This is a genomic window from Nesterenkonia salmonea (assembly GCF_005771525.1).
In the GTDB taxonomy this organism is placed as follows: Bacteria; Actinomycetota; Actinomycetes; order Actinomycetales; family Micrococcaceae; genus Nesterenkonia; species Nesterenkonia salmonea.
Genome location: NZ_VAVZ01000019.1, coordinates 48,793 through 62,806, shown reverse-complemented (window position 1 = coordinate 62,806; position 14,014 = coordinate 48,793). Strand labels below are relative to the sequence as shown.

Genomic DNA, 14,014 nt, shown 5'->3' with positions numbered 1-14,014 from the left:
ATACGAGTCTATGGAGAGTCCTTTGGGTGTTTCGTGAGACATGCTTGTTGCGCATAAAAGCCGGGTCAAAGATCTTAATCTCGCTGATCCGACGGCGCAGGTCCTTGAGCTTCGGGATGCTGTCGAAGTGCTTGTTGAACTGCTCTTTGAGCTCGTCCATGAACAGTGGGTCAATGGTCTTCAGGATGTTCGGCACAGAGGTGTAGTGCTGCCCGAGGTCCGAGCGCTGGCCGGGTGCCACGACAGCTTGGAACATTGAGCCGAAGATATCCGGGTTGATCTCTTCCCAGCGGAGCTTTCCGAGCTCAACCAGAGCGTCGCGGGACTTCTTGTTGAACTTCGGCACCGTGTGGCGCTGGTCAGCAGCGAAGAGCCGTCCATTGACGTAGTCGAAGTCAGCAAGGTAGCTCGGCTTCTGCGCCCTGTCCTCGGTATCAAGGGCGAGGAAGAGGTCGTTCAGAAACTGGTCAACATCTGATCCGTCCAGCTGCGTGTAGGCCTCGACTGCGCTGGTGAACTGACCCTCTTTGAAAACACCGGTGTCTTCTGCGAAGTAGCAGAACAGCAACCGAGTAAAGAAGACATTCAGGGCGTGACGGCTGGTCTCGGTGGCGTTGAGATCCGGGTTGATCGCCAGCAACTCATCGAAGAGCTTCGCCATCCGCTCAGCAGCTTTGACGTCAGCATGAGCCTCGGCAACATACTGGGCCTTCTCCATGCCCGCCCATGGCAGGAAGAACGTGAAGTGCTCGTCGATCTCAGCGATCGGGATCGCCAGCGTCTCATTGGTCTTGGTATCGACCGCCAGGAGATCCACATAATCTGTGACGATTACAAATCGGGTCGCGAACCGGACTACCGTCGGCGAGGTGCGTAGCTCATCAATGGTGGCGTAGAGATCGCCGCTGGTCGGCTTGAAGTAGACGACGTTCTTCTGCGCGACCTCAGTTTCACGGTCGGCCGCGACGTTCAGCGAACCGTTGCGCAGCCGGGTGATGTTGCCCTTGGACCGCCCATAGGCAGCCATCAGGTCGAAGATGAACTCCCGGTCATAGCTCTCACGACCACCGAGAGGGCGGACGCGCTCCTCGACGGACTTTAGGTTCAGCCTCATCGGGCCACCTCCTCAGCAACGGGCATGATGAGGGGCAACGGCAGGCCGATGCGCAGCGGCGACTCCAGTGGTGACGTGCTCATGTGGTTGTGGTTCTCCCTCACCCGCAGGTGTGTTAAGTGATTCGTGATCCACACTACCGGCGACCTCGGACATGCAGATGTGCACCGCACCGATCTGACCAGGAGTTGGATCCTCGCAGAGCGGGAGCTGACAAGCTCAGAACCGCTATTTGCGGACTCGTCATCTCAACCGAACAGTTCGGTGAATCGGTGAATAGTCCGTAGGGCTCCTGCGCTACATCGCTGTCCGAGGCCAATCGGAGAGCTGAGGGCGCAACGGTCCCGCTTCGCAGGCGGCGTTGGCACGGAGCGGGTACGAAGTGGCGCGCGAGGGTACAGCAGCGCCGGCAGTGGAGGCAGCTCGGAGCGGTCGCGGAGAACGCTGGAGCGCGTCAGAATTCGTCACAGGTCAGAGGTCGGCGGATGACACGTTGGACGGACGAAACTGTGACCTAGACTGTGATCTACGGCGTTCTACGAGAGGTTGGCGGCGCTTGATGAGTCAGAAGATCCTCGTGGGTAGCAAGTCGAGAAGGTCCAATCCGCCCCGGGAATCGTTGTTTTTTCAGACGTTGTGGTTCAAGATCAACTTTCCCTTTCTGTTTGGGCAACAAGATCCTAGGGTGGATTTATCCCGCGCAGTTGCGGTTTTGGCGCATCTAGAACGTTGATCGCCCGTACAAGGCACGAGTTAGAGCGGAGAAGAGGCGGGGAAGCTGTGAGCGTCAATAGTGAGGACGAGGCAAAGAAGGCGTTAAATATTGGGACATGGCGTGAGCTGTCGAAGGACAAGTTCATGGAGTTCACGTCGATGCTGCCCGATTTGAGCGAGAACGTCCAGAGTAAGATCATCGAGCAGATTCCGCATTTTCGCGAGCTTGCGACGGATTCAGTGCAGACGATCGGGGAGTCGTTTGGAAAGGCATTGACTTCGAGTGACAGCAGCACGGATCGCGTTCACGCCGCGCACGAGGAGTTGCGTGCCGCCCTAATCGGTATGCTTAACGAACCCGAATTGACCTTTGAACAGAAGATGCAGATCGCGGATCGCATCGGAGAATCGGTTCGCGGCCAGTCGGAACAGGACACGAAGCACAAGAACTTCATCGACACGTGGTACGGAAGGTCCTTGACGGCGGTTGGTGGAGTGTTGGTTGTTACGGTGGGCGTAATCGTCGGTCGTGGCCGAATCGGCGGCGGTGGCAGCCCGTAAAACGCAAAGCAGCGCAGGATACGTCGGTAAGGGCGCTCTCTCAGCAGTGGTAGCTGGCGTTCTTCCTGGTGCAGGCGGAGTGTAGAGCCAGCCGCGATCCCGGGAAACGACCGATATCTCGCGCAGCACTAACGCGCTACTCCAGCCGACCTATAGCGAGTTTCTGATTCAGTCAGGAAATTACACCGCGACGTGTGGCTGCATAGTGCTACTCACCGAACTCAAAGACAGCCGCGTCACGACTGGCCGATGCTGATGTCAGCAAAACTCACTCCACCTCTCCACGGTAGACGGTCCTTTCGGACGATTCACGGTGCGAGCTCCTCGCCATGTCACAGGACCTAAAGCCACCCCACACATCGTCACTCCGCCTGGGGGCGGTTGCGATGGTAGACAGCAAGGGACGCCAGCGCCATCGCGACGAGCACCACCGCTGAGATCTGGCCGACAGTGGTCAGGGTTTCCAGAAAACTCTCCATACCCTCCACGTTATGGACGGCAGCGCAAAGACGGATGGGCCTCCAGGACCAAAACCGCCTCATCCTCCAGGATGACCGCCATGAGCCCGATGCAGCACTAGGCACTCCCCCACGCAGCACCCTCCCCCAAAAGAATTTCAAATTTGCGCCATCCATCCGCCGCTGAGCTCCGAACCCCTTGTGACCCTGGAAACGGATACACAAGGAGAAATTCAATGCGAACATCAAAAGTCACCATGGGCGCAGCAACGGGACTGACCCTGGCACTGGCGCTGGCTGCCTGCGGAGACAACGGCGCAGACGCCGAAGAGCCCATGCCGGAAGAAACCATGCAGGAAGAGACCGAGACCATGGAGGAGGACCAGCAGGACTCCGATGACATGGACGAGGACATGGAGGACGACGACGAGATGGACGGCGACATGGAAGACCATGACGCCATGGACGACGACGAAGACTCCGAGTCCGGCGATCTCAGCGCCGTGGAACCAGAGAGCACCGGCGACCCGTTCGCTGACGCCCGCACCGCAGCCGTGCACATGCCCATGACCGGCGAAACCTTCGCCACCGGCTTCACCGAGGCACTCGACATCGAGGGTGACCCCCAGTCTGAGGCCGCTGAAGTCCGCGGTGAACTGACTGCCCTGTTCCAGGAGCACGTCTACCTGGCCGGAATCGCCGTGGCCACTGCGTACGAGGCAGGCCCCGAGTCTGAAGAGTTCGAGCTCGCCACCGAAACCGTGGACGAAAACTCCGTGGCCCTGGCCGATGCGGTCGGCGAACTCGCCGGCGACGACGCCCGGGAATCCTTCCTGCGCAACTGGCGTGAACACATCGACTACTTCGTCGACTACGCCGTCGCCGCAGAAGCCGGTGACCAAGAAGGCATGGACCAGGCCGTGGCTGACCTGACCGAATACGCCGACGGCGTCGGCGACTTCTTCGACCGGATCACCGACGGGGAACTGGACTCAGACGCCGTCACCGAGTCCATCAATGGGCATATTGAGACTCTTGCAGCCGCGGTAGACTCACTGGCCGCCGGTGACCCCGAAGCGTTCGCCAACCTGAAGGCAGCCGCCGACCACATGGTGATGGGCTCCGCCACCATGGCTGAGGGTCTCAGCGAAGCAGCAGACCTTGAAGGCGATCCCAACGACGACGCCGCCGAGCTGCGCAGCGCGCTGACCGCGAACCTCAACGAGCACGTCTACCTGGCCGGCATAGCAGTGTTCGTCGGCTATACCGACGATGATGGACTCGAGTCAGAGTCCTTCGAGGCGGCAGCTGGCGTCGTCGATGACAACGCCGTGGAACTGGCCGACGCTATCGGCGAGCTCGCCGGTGACGAGCAGCGCGAGCCCTTCCTGGAGCTGTGGCGGGACCACATCGGTTACTTTGTGGACTACGCCGGGGCCGTGGCCGAAGGCGATGACGCCGCCGCCGAATCAGCACTGATGGACCTCGACAACTACCGGTACGACGCCGGTGAATTCTTCGAGGACATCTCCGACGGGGAGCTTCCCGCCGAGGACATCGAGGAGGGCCTGAGCATGCATGTTCAGAGCCTGGCAGGTGCCATCGATTCACTGAACGAAGCACTCGTCCAGAACTGAGTCAGTAACAGCGCAAGGTCCACGTACACACACAACATATAGGAGGCAGGGCCGGTGGCGGATGGACCCCATCCGCTGCCGGTCCTCCTGTGTGCGGCAGAGAGCATGTCCTCCCCTCAGACCACGTTGGAGGATGAAGACATCTACTACGGCTGAATCATGGATCCGCGTGGATGTGGCCACCGGCATCATGCACACCACCTGGCCACCTGCAGATTGGGTCTTCCGACAGGTCTTAGCTGAAGGTGGACTCCGCCTCATTGAGGCAGTCCAGCACTTGCCGCGCCCGGTGATGCACCGAGGCCAACTCACCGTTGCTCAACCGCACCATCGCCTCAGCTTCGGCGGTGGTGGCCAAGTGGTTGGCCGCACGGGACAACCCGCCGTGCAGTGCGTGCGCCCCCGGCGGGACCTGCATTTCAGTGGCCGGGAAGTCCTGCTGCCCGCGGCGGCAGAGCTCGTATACTCGGGGAAGCTGATCGGCGAGCTGGTCCCCTATGACTACCAACTCGTTGTGGACGGCGTCGTCCTCCACGCCGTCAAGGATCTGGTGGTAGCGGTCCAATCCGCGGACGAACCGGTCGTGGGCCTGACGCCACAGCCCCTTGCCGAGCTCCTGGTCAATCTTATTGGCTCGGCGACGCCCTTTGAACAGCTTCATAGTGCCGACTAGTCTACGTGCCGCTCCCTGTGGCCGGTTCGAGGGCAATGACATCTTTGGCGTATAGTAATCTGCCGGACATAGTCCAGGTGCGGTGACCGAGCGGCCGAAGGTGACGGTCTTGAAAACCGTTGTAGGCAACCCCTACCGTGGGTTCGAATCCCACCCGCACCGCCGCGTGAAGTTCGAGCTACGATCCAGGTGGGATCGGGGTCTGCTGGTATGAGGCTAACCTCCAGCGGCTCTGCTTCTTCACGTAAACGCTTGTCATCCATGCCTGGAACTCAGGATCTGCGCTTTCGCCCCGCCAAGCAGCACCTCGGTACACCAGCACTGCAGCCGTGTCGCCTGCCGAGATCAGCCGTTCCTGAGATATCTCGTACGTATTCCACGGCGGAGCCTCGTTGAGGGAATCAATGACCTGCTGTCTGTCCAAGACAAATCCATGAGCCAGCGTCATGACCGCGTCGTCAGTCATCATCTCACCGTAGAAATCTGCACCCGTAGAGTCACACAGGGCCTTCCAACCCTGGTGTTCAAGATCTACCAATTCCGCTGCACTCACCATTTCGGTTCTCCCTCTCGAGATTGACACTGTTGAAAATCGACACGGCCGAGATCTGACGATGACCTAGTTGTTGGAATCCCGCACCCACCGCCCATAGTGCCCCAGCACATATGCCGCAGGTCAGAATTTCTCCGGGCGGAGGACCTCCACGTCGCTGAGGTAGGGGATCATCGCGTAATTCCGTGAGTAGTGCTCACGTAGGTGCGCGGCCAGCGCAGCGGCAGTCTCAGCGTCGCACACGACCTCCACCCTGATGTTCGCACTGGCTTCCCAGCCGGCGTTGCGCACGCCGTGCTCACCCTTCCCCCGCGCGTCAGTAATGGTGTAGCCGTGCGCACCGAGGCTCTCAATCTCGCGGACCAAAGTGCTCTCCAAGGCCGCCTCAGTGACGATAGTCAGTAGTTTTCGCTTATGTGAGTTCATGGGATCGCTCCTTGCTAACCATGCACCAGGGTGGCCATGACGTGATAGACGGGTATACCGATAAGGACATTGAACGGGAAAGTGATGCCAAGCGCAGCCGCCAATGACAGTGTGGGATTGGCCTCAGGAACCGAAATCCGCATAGCCGCCGGCACAGCGATGTAGGAGGCACTGGCCGCCAAAGTTGCCAGAACCACGGTTCCTCCAAGAGAGAGCCCCAGCAGATAGGCCGCACCGGTCCCCACGACAGCAGAGAACAGTGGCATGGCCACACCGAAGCCCACCAAGAACAGGCCATAGCGCCGAAGGCCCGTCAGCTGCGTGGCGGTAATAAGGCCCATCTCCAGCAGGAATAACGCCAGCACCCCTTTGAATAAGTCCACGAAGAGTGGCTCCAGTGGAGTCACACCCTCCGGGCCGGCCGCCCAGCCGATGAGCAGGCCACCGATCAGAAGCACGATGCCCTTACCGAGGAACACCTCGTGCATCACAGAACCCCAGTTCGTCGAGCGGGTCACACCCCTAGCCAGAATAATTCCCACCAGGATCGCCGGTACCTCCATGAGCACCAGCAACAGCGGCATGTGCTCCTCAAAGGAGACCTGCCGACTGCCCAGATAAGCCACCGCCACCGCATAGGTACCCACACTCACCGACCCATAGTGGGCAGCGATTGACGCCGCATCGGCACGCTGCAAACGCCCCAGCTTCCGCAGGATGGGGAAAGCAATGAGCGTGAGAAAAAATCCCAGCACGACGACGCCCACCATCTGTGGCAGCAGCTGACCCAGCGGTTGCTTCGCCAGTTCGACGCCGCCCTTGAGCCCAATTGCCAGCAACAGCACGATAGTCACGAGCTCGTAGACCGCAGTTGGTAGGCGCAGCTCGGAGCGCAACAGACCAGCAGAAATGCCCAGCACAAAGAAGAGGATGACGGGATCAAGCACGCCGGTGAGTCCTTCCAGGAACATCCAACACCACGGGGTTTCGGCAGAAAACCCCAACCAGAGACATAGACTACACGAATTGCTTGTCATGTATTTCATGTCGTATATGCGCTAGGGTGAAGCATGCCCGACTGGACGTTCCTCACCAATCACGCTCATGTACTGATATGCGTGGCCCGGGATCCAGGGCTACGAGTCAGAGAAATCGCCCAAGAGGTGGGCATCACCGAACGTGCGGCTCAGCGGATCCTGGCTGAGCTCATTGATGCCGGCTATCTGGACCGGGAAAGGGACGGCCGCCGCAACCGGTACCGGGTCAATCCGGAACTACCTCTGCGTCACCCTTTGGAGCGCCATCACCGAGTCGGAGAACTACTGACCGCCCTGAAGGACGACAACGAATAGGCGCGTGAGAGCCAGCACCTACTCCAGGTAAGGACGAAAACCTGAGGCAAAGAACCTCAGGGCTAGTACAGATCGAAGCCGAACGTCGTGACGGCGGGTAGTGTGGCCTGCGCCCAGCGTTCCAAGACGAAACGTTCGTGCGGGACGATGGGAGATGGCAGGGCAGTTGGCTCCGCCCAACGCAGTTCCTCGGCTTTGTCGGTCTCCTGGATCTTTGGCTCTCCCACCCAGTGCTGGACCGCGAAGAAGAAGTCCACCCGCTCGTCGATAGCCTGACCGTTCGCGCCGGTGCGATGCATGACCGTCAGCGGAACAAGGTCTTCCTCATTGACGACAACACCCAGCTCTTCACGCGTCTCACGAACGCCGCACTGGCTCAGTCATCCGTTCTGCCCTCCGACCCGCAGTTACTCCTGGTGGGGGTCTTGGCCCTGAGCTTTCCGCTCGGCGTTCTTACGGTTGCTGACCATGATGGACCCCAGGAACACCACGAGCATGACGGTCAACCCAATCAGGAGCACGGCCGTGAGCTGGAGAGTCGTCATCAGCCCTGGTTCTTGAAGACCACCAGGAAGCGGTGGGCCTCTTCCGTGGTCAGAGGAGAATTCGCGGCGAGAAGGTCTGCGGCCTGGTCCACGTGGTCATCCCGCAGCAGCGCATAGAGCTGATCATGCACCCACGGCTCAAGGTCGTCATGAGACAGCGTGATCTTCTCATCTCCACGCTGCACCTCAAGGTGGAAGCCGGCCTGCTCATCCTCAGAGGCCCACTCCTCAGGGATGGTCAGCTCCTGGTCCGGATCGAAACCGGACGCCTCCATCAGCTCCCGTGCTCGGGCATCAATCTCATCATCATCGCCCTCACCCGTTGTGGGCTTTTGGCCATTGGGGATATTGGGCACATTGGAGGCGTTCTCCCCCACAATCTCACCAGTGTTGGGGTCAGCCTCAGCCAAAGGTCCCTCATCAGAGCCGGGTGCGGAATCGGCGTCGTCCCTGACATCGTCAATAGCGTCCTCGAGGTACTCCTCGCTGACGTCCTCACTGGAGGAATCCTCATGGTTGAGGTTGAAACCCTCCTGGAAACGGATCTCCGAAGGGTTCGGCTGCGGAAAACGGAACAGGGCCTGCACCGCCACCAAACAGTCTTGGACCGATGCGCCGGTCGCCTGCTTGAAGACCATCATGGCGCGCTTAGCATCCTCGGCGGCAATCGCCTGATACACAGCTTTGTGCTGGTCGTCGTTCAATGCCAATGCGGCCTGGCGAGCCGTCTCAGGGGTGATCTCCTGTTGCATGCGGTCGTTCATCTTCTGCGCCTGGCGCTGCATCATGGTCCGCACGAAAAGGAAGAGCACCAGCCCAAGGACTAAGAGCAGAAGGATCTCCATATAAACCAGTGTACGCAATACGGGAGGACCTGGTCAGACCCCTCCCCTGCGCAGTGCGCTGCTGAGCGGCATCTTGAGGTTCCGCCCGTAGGATGAGGCTCGTGACTATTGAGCTCTCTGACTCCTTCAAAGCCTACGATGTCCGCGGAATCGTCGGGGAAACCATCACCCCCGAATCCGTGCGCGCGGTCGGCGCCGCCTTCGTCGACGTCCTGGAACTCGCCGGTCAACAGGTGCTGGTAGGCGGAGACATGCGGCCCTCATCAGCGCAGTTCGCCCAAAGCTTCGCCGAGGGAGCCACCTGGCGCGGGGCCAACGTCACAGACCTCGGGCTGATCTCCACCGACATGCTCTACTACGCCTCCGGAACCGCGAATGCACCCGGAGTGGTGTTCACCGCCAGCCACAACCCGGCCGGCTACAACGGGATGAAAATGTCGAAGGCCGGGGCCGTGCCGCTCAGCGCAGAAACCGGTTTGGAAGACATCCGCCAAGCTGCCCAAACCTACCTGGACTCCGGAACAATCCCCCAGCACGACGCCGCCGGCACAGTGAACACCGCAGATCTCCTCACCGACTACGCCGCGTATCTGCGCACCCAGGTGAACCTGTCCCAGGGCCGCCACCTCAAGGTGGTCGTGGACGCCGGAAACGGTATGGCCGGAATGACCACACCGGCGGTACTTGGAGGCGAAAGGCTCGGTGACCTTCCCCTGGAGATCATTCCGCTCTACTTTGAGCTCGACGGCAGCTTCCCGAACCACCCTGCCAATCCACTGGAACCAGAGAACCTGCGTGATCTTCAACGTGCAGTTCTGGACCATGAGGCTGACATTGGCCTCGCCTTCGACGGCGACGCCGACCGCTGCTTTGTGATCGATGAGAAGGGTGAACCTGTCTCGCCGTCGGCAGTGACCGCACTGGTGGCCCGCCGGGAGATCGCCCGCGCCCAAGCCAACGGGGAAGAACGGCCCGTGATCATCCACAATCTGATCACCTCAAAGGCCGTCCCGGAACTGGTGGAACGCCACGGCGGCCGGGCTGTCGAAACCCGCGTGGGACACTCCTACATCAAAGCGGTCATGGCCGAGGAATCCGCAGTCTTCGGCGGTGAGCACTCCGCGCACTACTACTTCAGGGACTTCTTCAACGCCGACACCGGGATGCTGGCAGCCATGCACGTCCTCGCAGCACTCGGGGAACAAGATCTGGGGCTCAACGAACTCGCTGCCGAATACAACCCCTACGCCGCCTCCGGGGAGATCAACTCGGAGGTAGAGGACAAAACCGGCGCAATGGAGCGCGTCGTGGGCAACTTCTCCGGTGACGGCGTCGTCATCACCCGCAAAGACGGGGTGACCATCAACTCCACCGACGGCACCTGGTGGTTCAACCTCCGCCCATCAAACACCGAGCCGTTCCTGCGGTTCAACGGTGAGGCGCACACCCACCAGCAGATGACCACGATCCGCGACCAGGTGCTGAGCATGATTCAACAATGAGCACCATGAACGCGTCGATGTCACCAAGTTACCGGGTGCTCATTCTAGGTTTTCCACTAGAAGACCTATCAGCTGGAGCCAATGCGCATTCCTCAGCTCTAGCAGCCTTCACAGAGAGTGCTGATCAGGTGATCGCAACGATCCGACCCGAGAGATTGGCTGAGGTCCGAAACGGCGTGGTTGGAATGCCAGAGATAGGCATAGACGCAGTTCACCTGGCGCCGGAGAATCTCTCAAATCTCACCTCTGCGGGTGTAGAAACCGCGCTGGATTCGCTGCACGACCAAGGCCTCATCCCCTTTGGCGTGGGCCGCAACCTCCATGAGGCGAAGAACCCACTCTCCGTGGAGATCCCCGCGGCAGCGGGCGGCGGGCAACTGAACTTCCACGCCTCCCATATCCGTCCAGAAGGCTCATCAAATAATCTTGCGACTATGGCTGAGGATGACCGCGCAGGTCTTGCGCCTCTGAGCACCCAGGAAGTTCCCCGGCCGCGATTGGAGAACGAGCGTCTCGATGCCTTTCACCTTGCTATGCCGTCCTGGCGGAAGAAGTCAGCCTGGCGGAACACCACCCAGTACGCGCTGGTCCATCAGATGCTCAATAAGGATTTCGACCTCGTTCTGGGCACAGGCACCCAACGACTCCAAGAGGTGCATCGCAAACGGGAGCGGTGGGTTGTTTATGGGCTGGGAGAGTCTCCCTCAACCGCTCAGAACCAACCAGGACACTCCCCGACCGGGGTTGAGGAGCCACCGCCGTTCGCCCTTTGGGCCATGTTGGAAATCCACGGGGTTGACGGTTCTCGGCGCGTCACTCTGAAGCTCTACCCCGTCGAAGACTCGGGCGAGGCTACAGGCACTCGGGCAGTCTCTGCGGAGGATTTTGAGACGATCGTCAGCGCGCTGGCTGAACGGCCGCTGCGTCCCTGGCGGTTCCGCAACCCCGCGATGACAACAGGCTCGGACGGGCTAGGCCACCACCTGGCACTTGATCTGGGAGCGTGGCCAACTGATCAGCGCCCTTCCCGCCTCGAAAATCTCACTCCGACAGGTGACCCGAATGAGTCCCCCCGGCTGACTCCCAGCGCGGAGCTTGAAGATGCGGCCACCAGGATCAATAGGCCACCGGGCCCCATGATCTTGCCGCTGGGAGCGGAGGCGAAAGGGGCCAAGGTCCACTGGCTCGCGGATTCAACATCCGTGATAACTCTTCACGGCAAGCGGTTCCTCACCAACGGTGTGAGTCGCAACGATAAGTGGCGGTTTTTCGGCAGCGGTAATCGGCGTCCTTAGTGACCGATGAGGAGGGCGTCCCTTGCGGCTTCCACTACTTCGGGGGTCAACTCGTCGAGCCCATTGACTGTCTGCACACGTTCGATCTGGGTGAGTAATCGATCCACGAGACGAAAGTTGCCACCTGTGATCCGCACGATGGTAGCGACAGCTGTCGCGTGGGCGACACCACCGTCGGCGGCACCCTCAGCTGCTGGTAGGCGCGTGGTCAGTACCGCGGTGAGTTCATCCGCAGTCAGCTGACGATACTCGTGGGCGAAACCAATCCGACTATAGAGCTGCGGATATCGAGCGAGGCGCTTCTCGATCCCGGGCATACCGATGAGGATCACCCCCATGTGGTGATGATCGTAGAAATCACGAACCTGTTCCAGGCCTGTGGTCTTGAGACGATCAGCTTCATCAATGATGAGCAGCTCAGTGCGTCCGCTGGAGCGTGACTCGGTATGGACGTAGGGGTCCACCACACCGTGCTCGGCGAAGTCCACAGCGAACGAGATCTTCTGGCAGACCCGCGGCAGTCCCTGGTCGATCTGCTTAGTGGTCGCAGCCACGGTGGGGGTGAAGAACGCGGTGCGGGCCTCGAGCACTCGCGGCGGCACCGGGCCGAGATCTTCAGTGAAGAGAGAGTGCCACTGCTCCCACTCATCGATACCGCCGTAATGACGCGCAGAAAGGGTCTTGCCCACCCCAGGCGGGCCCCAGCAGAGCCCGATGTAGCGGTGGGCCCTGACGGGGGCCGCGAACTCGGTGAAGCGACGATGTTCCCGGGTGGTTTGAAAAGGTGGCAGGTCGGGTCTCGGTGGGGCGCTGGAGTTGACCTCTCCGAAGTCTTGGGTCAGGAACCGGCGCCCGTCTTCGCCTTTGTTGAGGATGGAATGTCCAGGGTTATTCGGTGGCATAGAGACGCAATCGGTGTCGTGGTGGTGAATCCTCGATGGTGGGCGGTTCTACCTCGGCAGGCGCAGGAGGGGTGTACCGCGAGTCGAGCGGCAGCGCGTCGGCAAGGCTGCGTCGTTGTCGCAGCTGTCGTTTCAGGTCGCGTCGGCGTTGAGTCCGGGCGGCCTGGAGCTCCTGGAGGGAGACGGACTCTGCCGCGAGGTGGGGAGCGATCGCGCGGCAGAGGAACTCGTCGTGGAAGTAGACCCGGATCTCGCCGACGTCGCGGGGATTGAACCGCACTGTCACCTGTTCACCGACGTAGGCGGCTAGGACCGTGGAGACGTACCGGGTGGAGGCGAACTGGATCCCGTCGCGCTGAACCTTCCGTGTGGCGGCTGCGGTCAGCAGCAGAAGGTCAAGCTCCTCAGGCCGGGCGGGGGCACGTGGGATGAAACCGGAGGCGCCCCATCGGTGGGCAGGGGCTTCATCGGTTTCGGAGTGGGTGCGCTGGTTGTACTCGGTGACGATGAACTTCTCCATGATCGCGTCGAGCTGTTCGAGCGTCAGTGTCGGGTCAGTGGCTGGGGTTCCGTTGGTCCCGTGGGGTATGTGCCCGGGCAGATGCGGCAGCAGCTGGGAGGTGACTGACCCGTAGAACCGTTCGATCTTTCCCCGGCCTTGTGGAATACCGACCCGGGAGTGGATGAGCTGGACTTTGGTGTCTAGGCAGACTCGCTCAAGCCGGGCGGAGGTGAAGTCCGACCCGTGGTCTGAGTAGATCAGATCGGGCAGACCACATACGGGCCAGGATGGATCTGTCTTGGGGTTGATGGCCTGGTGCAGTGCAAGTGCTGTCTGCTCCGCCGTCGGGGCACCCAGGAAGAGGGTGTACCCGGCGACCGCACGCGAGTAGTCATCCAGTAACACTGTTAACCAGGGGCGCACCGGGGCGCCGGTCTTATCCAGGATCGCAACGTCGAGAAGCGTGTGATCGGCCTGCCACTGCTCATTCGGACGTGCGGCGCTGCGGCGCAGCACCAATTCAAACCGATCCCGGTATGCAGCGTCACCGTGTTGAGCCAGGGTCCGTAGACCAGGATCGATAGCGTCGATGATCGCTCGGACGCTGGAGTAGCTCGGTGCGGTTAGGCCTCGGTCATCGGCGATGTCGCTGACCCGGCGATGGATGAACGCGGCTGTGGGTTCAGGCCACCGAAGGGCCAATGCTTCGATCAGTTCAACGAGCTCAGCCGAGATTCGTCGTTTCCCACGGTCACTACGAACCGGGCGCGTCAGGCCACGCGAGGTCGGGTCAGCGCGGTATTTCGCGGACCAGCGGGTCAGTGTTCGCAGCGCCACCCCTGATTCCTCGGCGATGCGCGTCCAGGGGACTCCTTCGTCGTGCTGGCGCAGCAGAGTGATCTTCTTCTCTGGGGTGAACTGCGCCATCGCTATCA

The 14,014-nt window shown here is 60.7% G+C and carries 15 protein-coding genes and 1 tRNA gene; 6 read left to right on the top strand and 10 right to left on the bottom strand.

The window, feature by feature from the left end; translation table 11 throughout:
• On the bottom strand, positions 1-1,114 hold a 1,114-nt coding region (locus FEF26_RS08235), incomplete at its 3' end, for a type IIL restriction-modification enzyme MmeI (RefSeq protein WP_341805144.1).
• 780 nt (positions 1,115-1,894) lie between these two features.
• Between FEF26_RS08235 and FEF26_RS08230 the strand changes: the two genes are divergently transcribed.
• A complete protein-coding gene (locus tag FEF26_RS08230; RefSeq protein ID WP_138253063.1) occupies positions 1,895-2,389 on the top strand; it encodes a Clp protease/crotonase-like domain-containing protein in 495 nt (164 codons plus the stop codon).
• 694 nt (positions 2,390-3,083) lie between these two features.
• On the top strand, positions 3,084-4,484 hold the full coding sequence (locus tag FEF26_RS08225; RefSeq protein WP_138253062.1) for a hypothetical protein: 1,401 nt from the start codon (positions 3,084-3,086) through the stop codon (positions 4,482-4,484).
• 235 nt (positions 4,485-4,719) lie between these two features.
• On the opposite strand, the gene FEF26_RS08220 is transcribed toward FEF26_RS08225, so the two are convergent.
• On the bottom strand, positions 4,720-5,145 hold the full coding sequence (locus FEF26_RS08220; RefSeq protein WP_138253061.1) for a hypothetical protein: 426 nt from the start codon (positions 5,143-5,145) through the stop codon (positions 4,720-4,722).
• A gap of 88 nt (positions 5,146-5,233) precedes the next feature.
• Between FEF26_RS08220 and FEF26_RS08215 the strand changes: the two genes are divergently transcribed.
• Positions 5,234-5,319: transfer RNA gene (locus FEF26_RS08215), tRNA-Ser, on the top strand.
• A gap of 16 nt (positions 5,320-5,335) precedes the next feature.
• Here the strand turns inward: FEF26_RS08215 and FEF26_RS08210 are convergent.
• The 3 genes from FEF26_RS08210 to FEF26_RS08200 all read right to left on the bottom strand — a co-directional run bounded on the left by FEF26_RS08210 (position 5,336) and on the right by FEF26_RS08200 (position 7,083).
• On the bottom strand, positions 5,336-5,713 hold the full coding sequence (locus FEF26_RS08210; RefSeq protein WP_138253060.1) for a nuclear transport factor 2 family protein: 378 nt from the start codon (positions 5,711-5,713) through the stop codon (positions 5,336-5,338).
• Positions 5,714-5,833: 120 nt separating this feature from the next.
• A complete protein-coding gene (locus FEF26_RS08205) occupies positions 5,834-6,136 on the bottom strand; it encodes a P-II family nitrogen regulator (protein ID WP_138253059.1) in 303 nt (100 codons plus the stop codon).
• Between the two features lie 14 nt (positions 6,137-6,150).
• The gene (locus FEF26_RS08200; protein WP_138253058.1) at positions 6,151-7,083 is read right to left on the bottom strand and encodes a sodium-dependent bicarbonate transport family permease; all 933 of its coding nucleotides are present in this window, start codon (positions 7,081-7,083) and stop codon (positions 6,151-6,153) included.
• 123 nt (positions 7,084-7,206) lie between these two features.
• On the opposite strand from FEF26_RS08200, the gene FEF26_RS08195 reads away from it, so the two are divergent.
• Complete coding sequence (locus tag FEF26_RS08195; protein ID WP_138253057.1) at positions 7,207-7,488, top strand: helix-turn-helix transcriptional regulator; 282 nt, start codon at positions 7,207-7,209, stop codon at positions 7,486-7,488.
• Between the two features lie 62 nt (positions 7,489-7,550).
• Here FEF26_RS08195 and FEF26_RS08190 read toward each other — a convergent pair whose 3' ends face one another.
• Genes FEF26_RS08190 through FEF26_RS08185 form a run of 3 tightly spaced genes read right to left on the bottom strand, consistent with a single transcriptional unit; the run spans position 7,551 to position 8,878 of the window.
• Complete coding sequence (locus FEF26_RS08190) at positions 7,551-7,868, bottom strand: NUDIX domain-containing protein (protein ID WP_138253056.1); 318 nt, start codon at positions 7,866-7,868, stop codon at positions 7,551-7,553.
• A gap of 27 nt (positions 7,869-7,895) precedes the next feature.
• A complete protein-coding gene (locus FEF26_RS15720) occupies positions 7,896-8,033 on the bottom strand; it encodes a hypothetical protein (protein ID WP_166432969.1) in 138 nt (45 codons plus the stop codon).
• Positions 8,033-8,878, bottom strand: a complete 846-nt coding sequence (locus tag FEF26_RS08185; protein WP_138253055.1) for a hypothetical protein — start codon at positions 8,876-8,878, stop codon at positions 8,033-8,035. The genes FEF26_RS15720 and FEF26_RS08185 overlap by 1 nt, the downstream gene beginning before the upstream one ends.
• A 92-nt stretch (positions 8,879-8,970) precedes the next feature.
• On the opposite strand from FEF26_RS08185, the gene FEF26_RS08180 reads away from it, so the two are divergent.
• A complete protein-coding gene (locus FEF26_RS08180; protein ID WP_138253054.1) occupies positions 8,971-10,380 on the top strand; it encodes a phosphomannomutase/phosphoglucomutase in 1,410 nt (469 codons plus the stop codon).
• Positions 10,377-11,675, top strand: a complete 1,299-nt coding sequence (locus FEF26_RS08175) for a CapA family protein (RefSeq protein WP_138253053.1) — start codon at positions 10,377-10,379, stop codon at positions 11,673-11,675. Before FEF26_RS08180 ends, FEF26_RS08175 begins: the two co-directional genes overlap by 4 nt.
• Here the strand turns inward: FEF26_RS08175 and FEF26_RS08170 are convergent.
• The gene (locus tag FEF26_RS08170) at positions 11,672-12,577 is read right to left on the bottom strand and encodes an AAA family ATPase (RefSeq protein ID WP_138253052.1); all 906 of its coding nucleotides are present in this window, start codon (positions 12,575-12,577) and stop codon (positions 11,672-11,674) included. The two genes, FEF26_RS08175 and FEF26_RS08170, sit on opposite strands and share 4 nt — an antisense overlap.
• Positions 12,564-14,006, bottom strand: a complete 1,443-nt coding sequence (locus FEF26_RS08165; protein WP_243730483.1) for a Mu transposase C-terminal domain-containing protein — start codon at positions 14,004-14,006, stop codon at positions 12,564-12,566. Before FEF26_RS08165 ends, FEF26_RS08170 begins: the two co-directional genes overlap by 14 nt.
• Positions 14,007-14,014: the final 8 nt, after the last annotated feature.

Excerpts from the sequence above, each read along its gene's own strand:
- FEF26_RS08170 (WP_138253052.1), bottom strand. The coding sequence starts at position 12,577 with ATGCCACCGAATAACCCTGGACATTCCATCCTCAACAAAGGCGAAGAC.
- FEF26_RS08220 (WP_138253061.1), bottom strand. The coding sequence starts at position 5,145 with ATGAAGCTGTTCAAAGGGCGTCGCCGAGCCAATAAGATTGACCAGGAG.
- FEF26_RS08185 (WP_138253055.1), bottom strand. The coding sequence starts at position 8,878 with ATGGAGATCCTTCTGCTCTTAGTCCTTGGGCTGGTGCTCTTCCTTTTC.
- FEF26_RS08175 (WP_138253053.1), top strand. The coding sequence starts at position 10,377 with ATGAGCACCATGAACGCGTCGATGTCACCAAGTTACCGGGTGCTCATT.
- FEF26_RS08205 (WP_138253059.1), bottom strand. The coding sequence starts at position 6,136 with ATGAACTCACATAAGCGAAAACTACTGACTATCGTCACTGAGGCGGCC.
- FEF26_RS08180 (WP_138253054.1), top strand. The coding sequence starts at position 8,971 with ATGAGGCTCGTGACTATTGAGCTCTCTGACTCCTTCAAAGCCTACGAT.
- FEF26_RS08225 (WP_138253062.1), top strand. The coding sequence starts at position 3,084 with ATGCGAACATCAAAAGTCACCATGGGCGCAGCAACGGGACTGACCCTG.
- FEF26_RS15720 (WP_166432969.1), bottom strand. The coding sequence starts at position 8,033 with ATGACGACTCTCCAGCTCACGGCCGTGCTCCTGATTGGGTTGACCGTC.
- FEF26_RS08195 (WP_138253057.1), top strand. The coding sequence starts at position 7,207 with ATGCCCGACTGGACGTTCCTCACCAATCACGCTCATGTACTGATATGC.
- FEF26_RS08165 (WP_243730483.1), bottom strand. The coding sequence starts at position 14,006 with ATGGCGCAGTTCACCCCAGAGAAGAAGATCACTCTGCTGCGCCAGCAC.
- FEF26_RS08210 (WP_138253060.1), bottom strand. The coding sequence starts at position 5,713 with ATGGTGAGTGCAGCGGAATTGGTAGATCTTGAACACCAGGGTTGGAAG.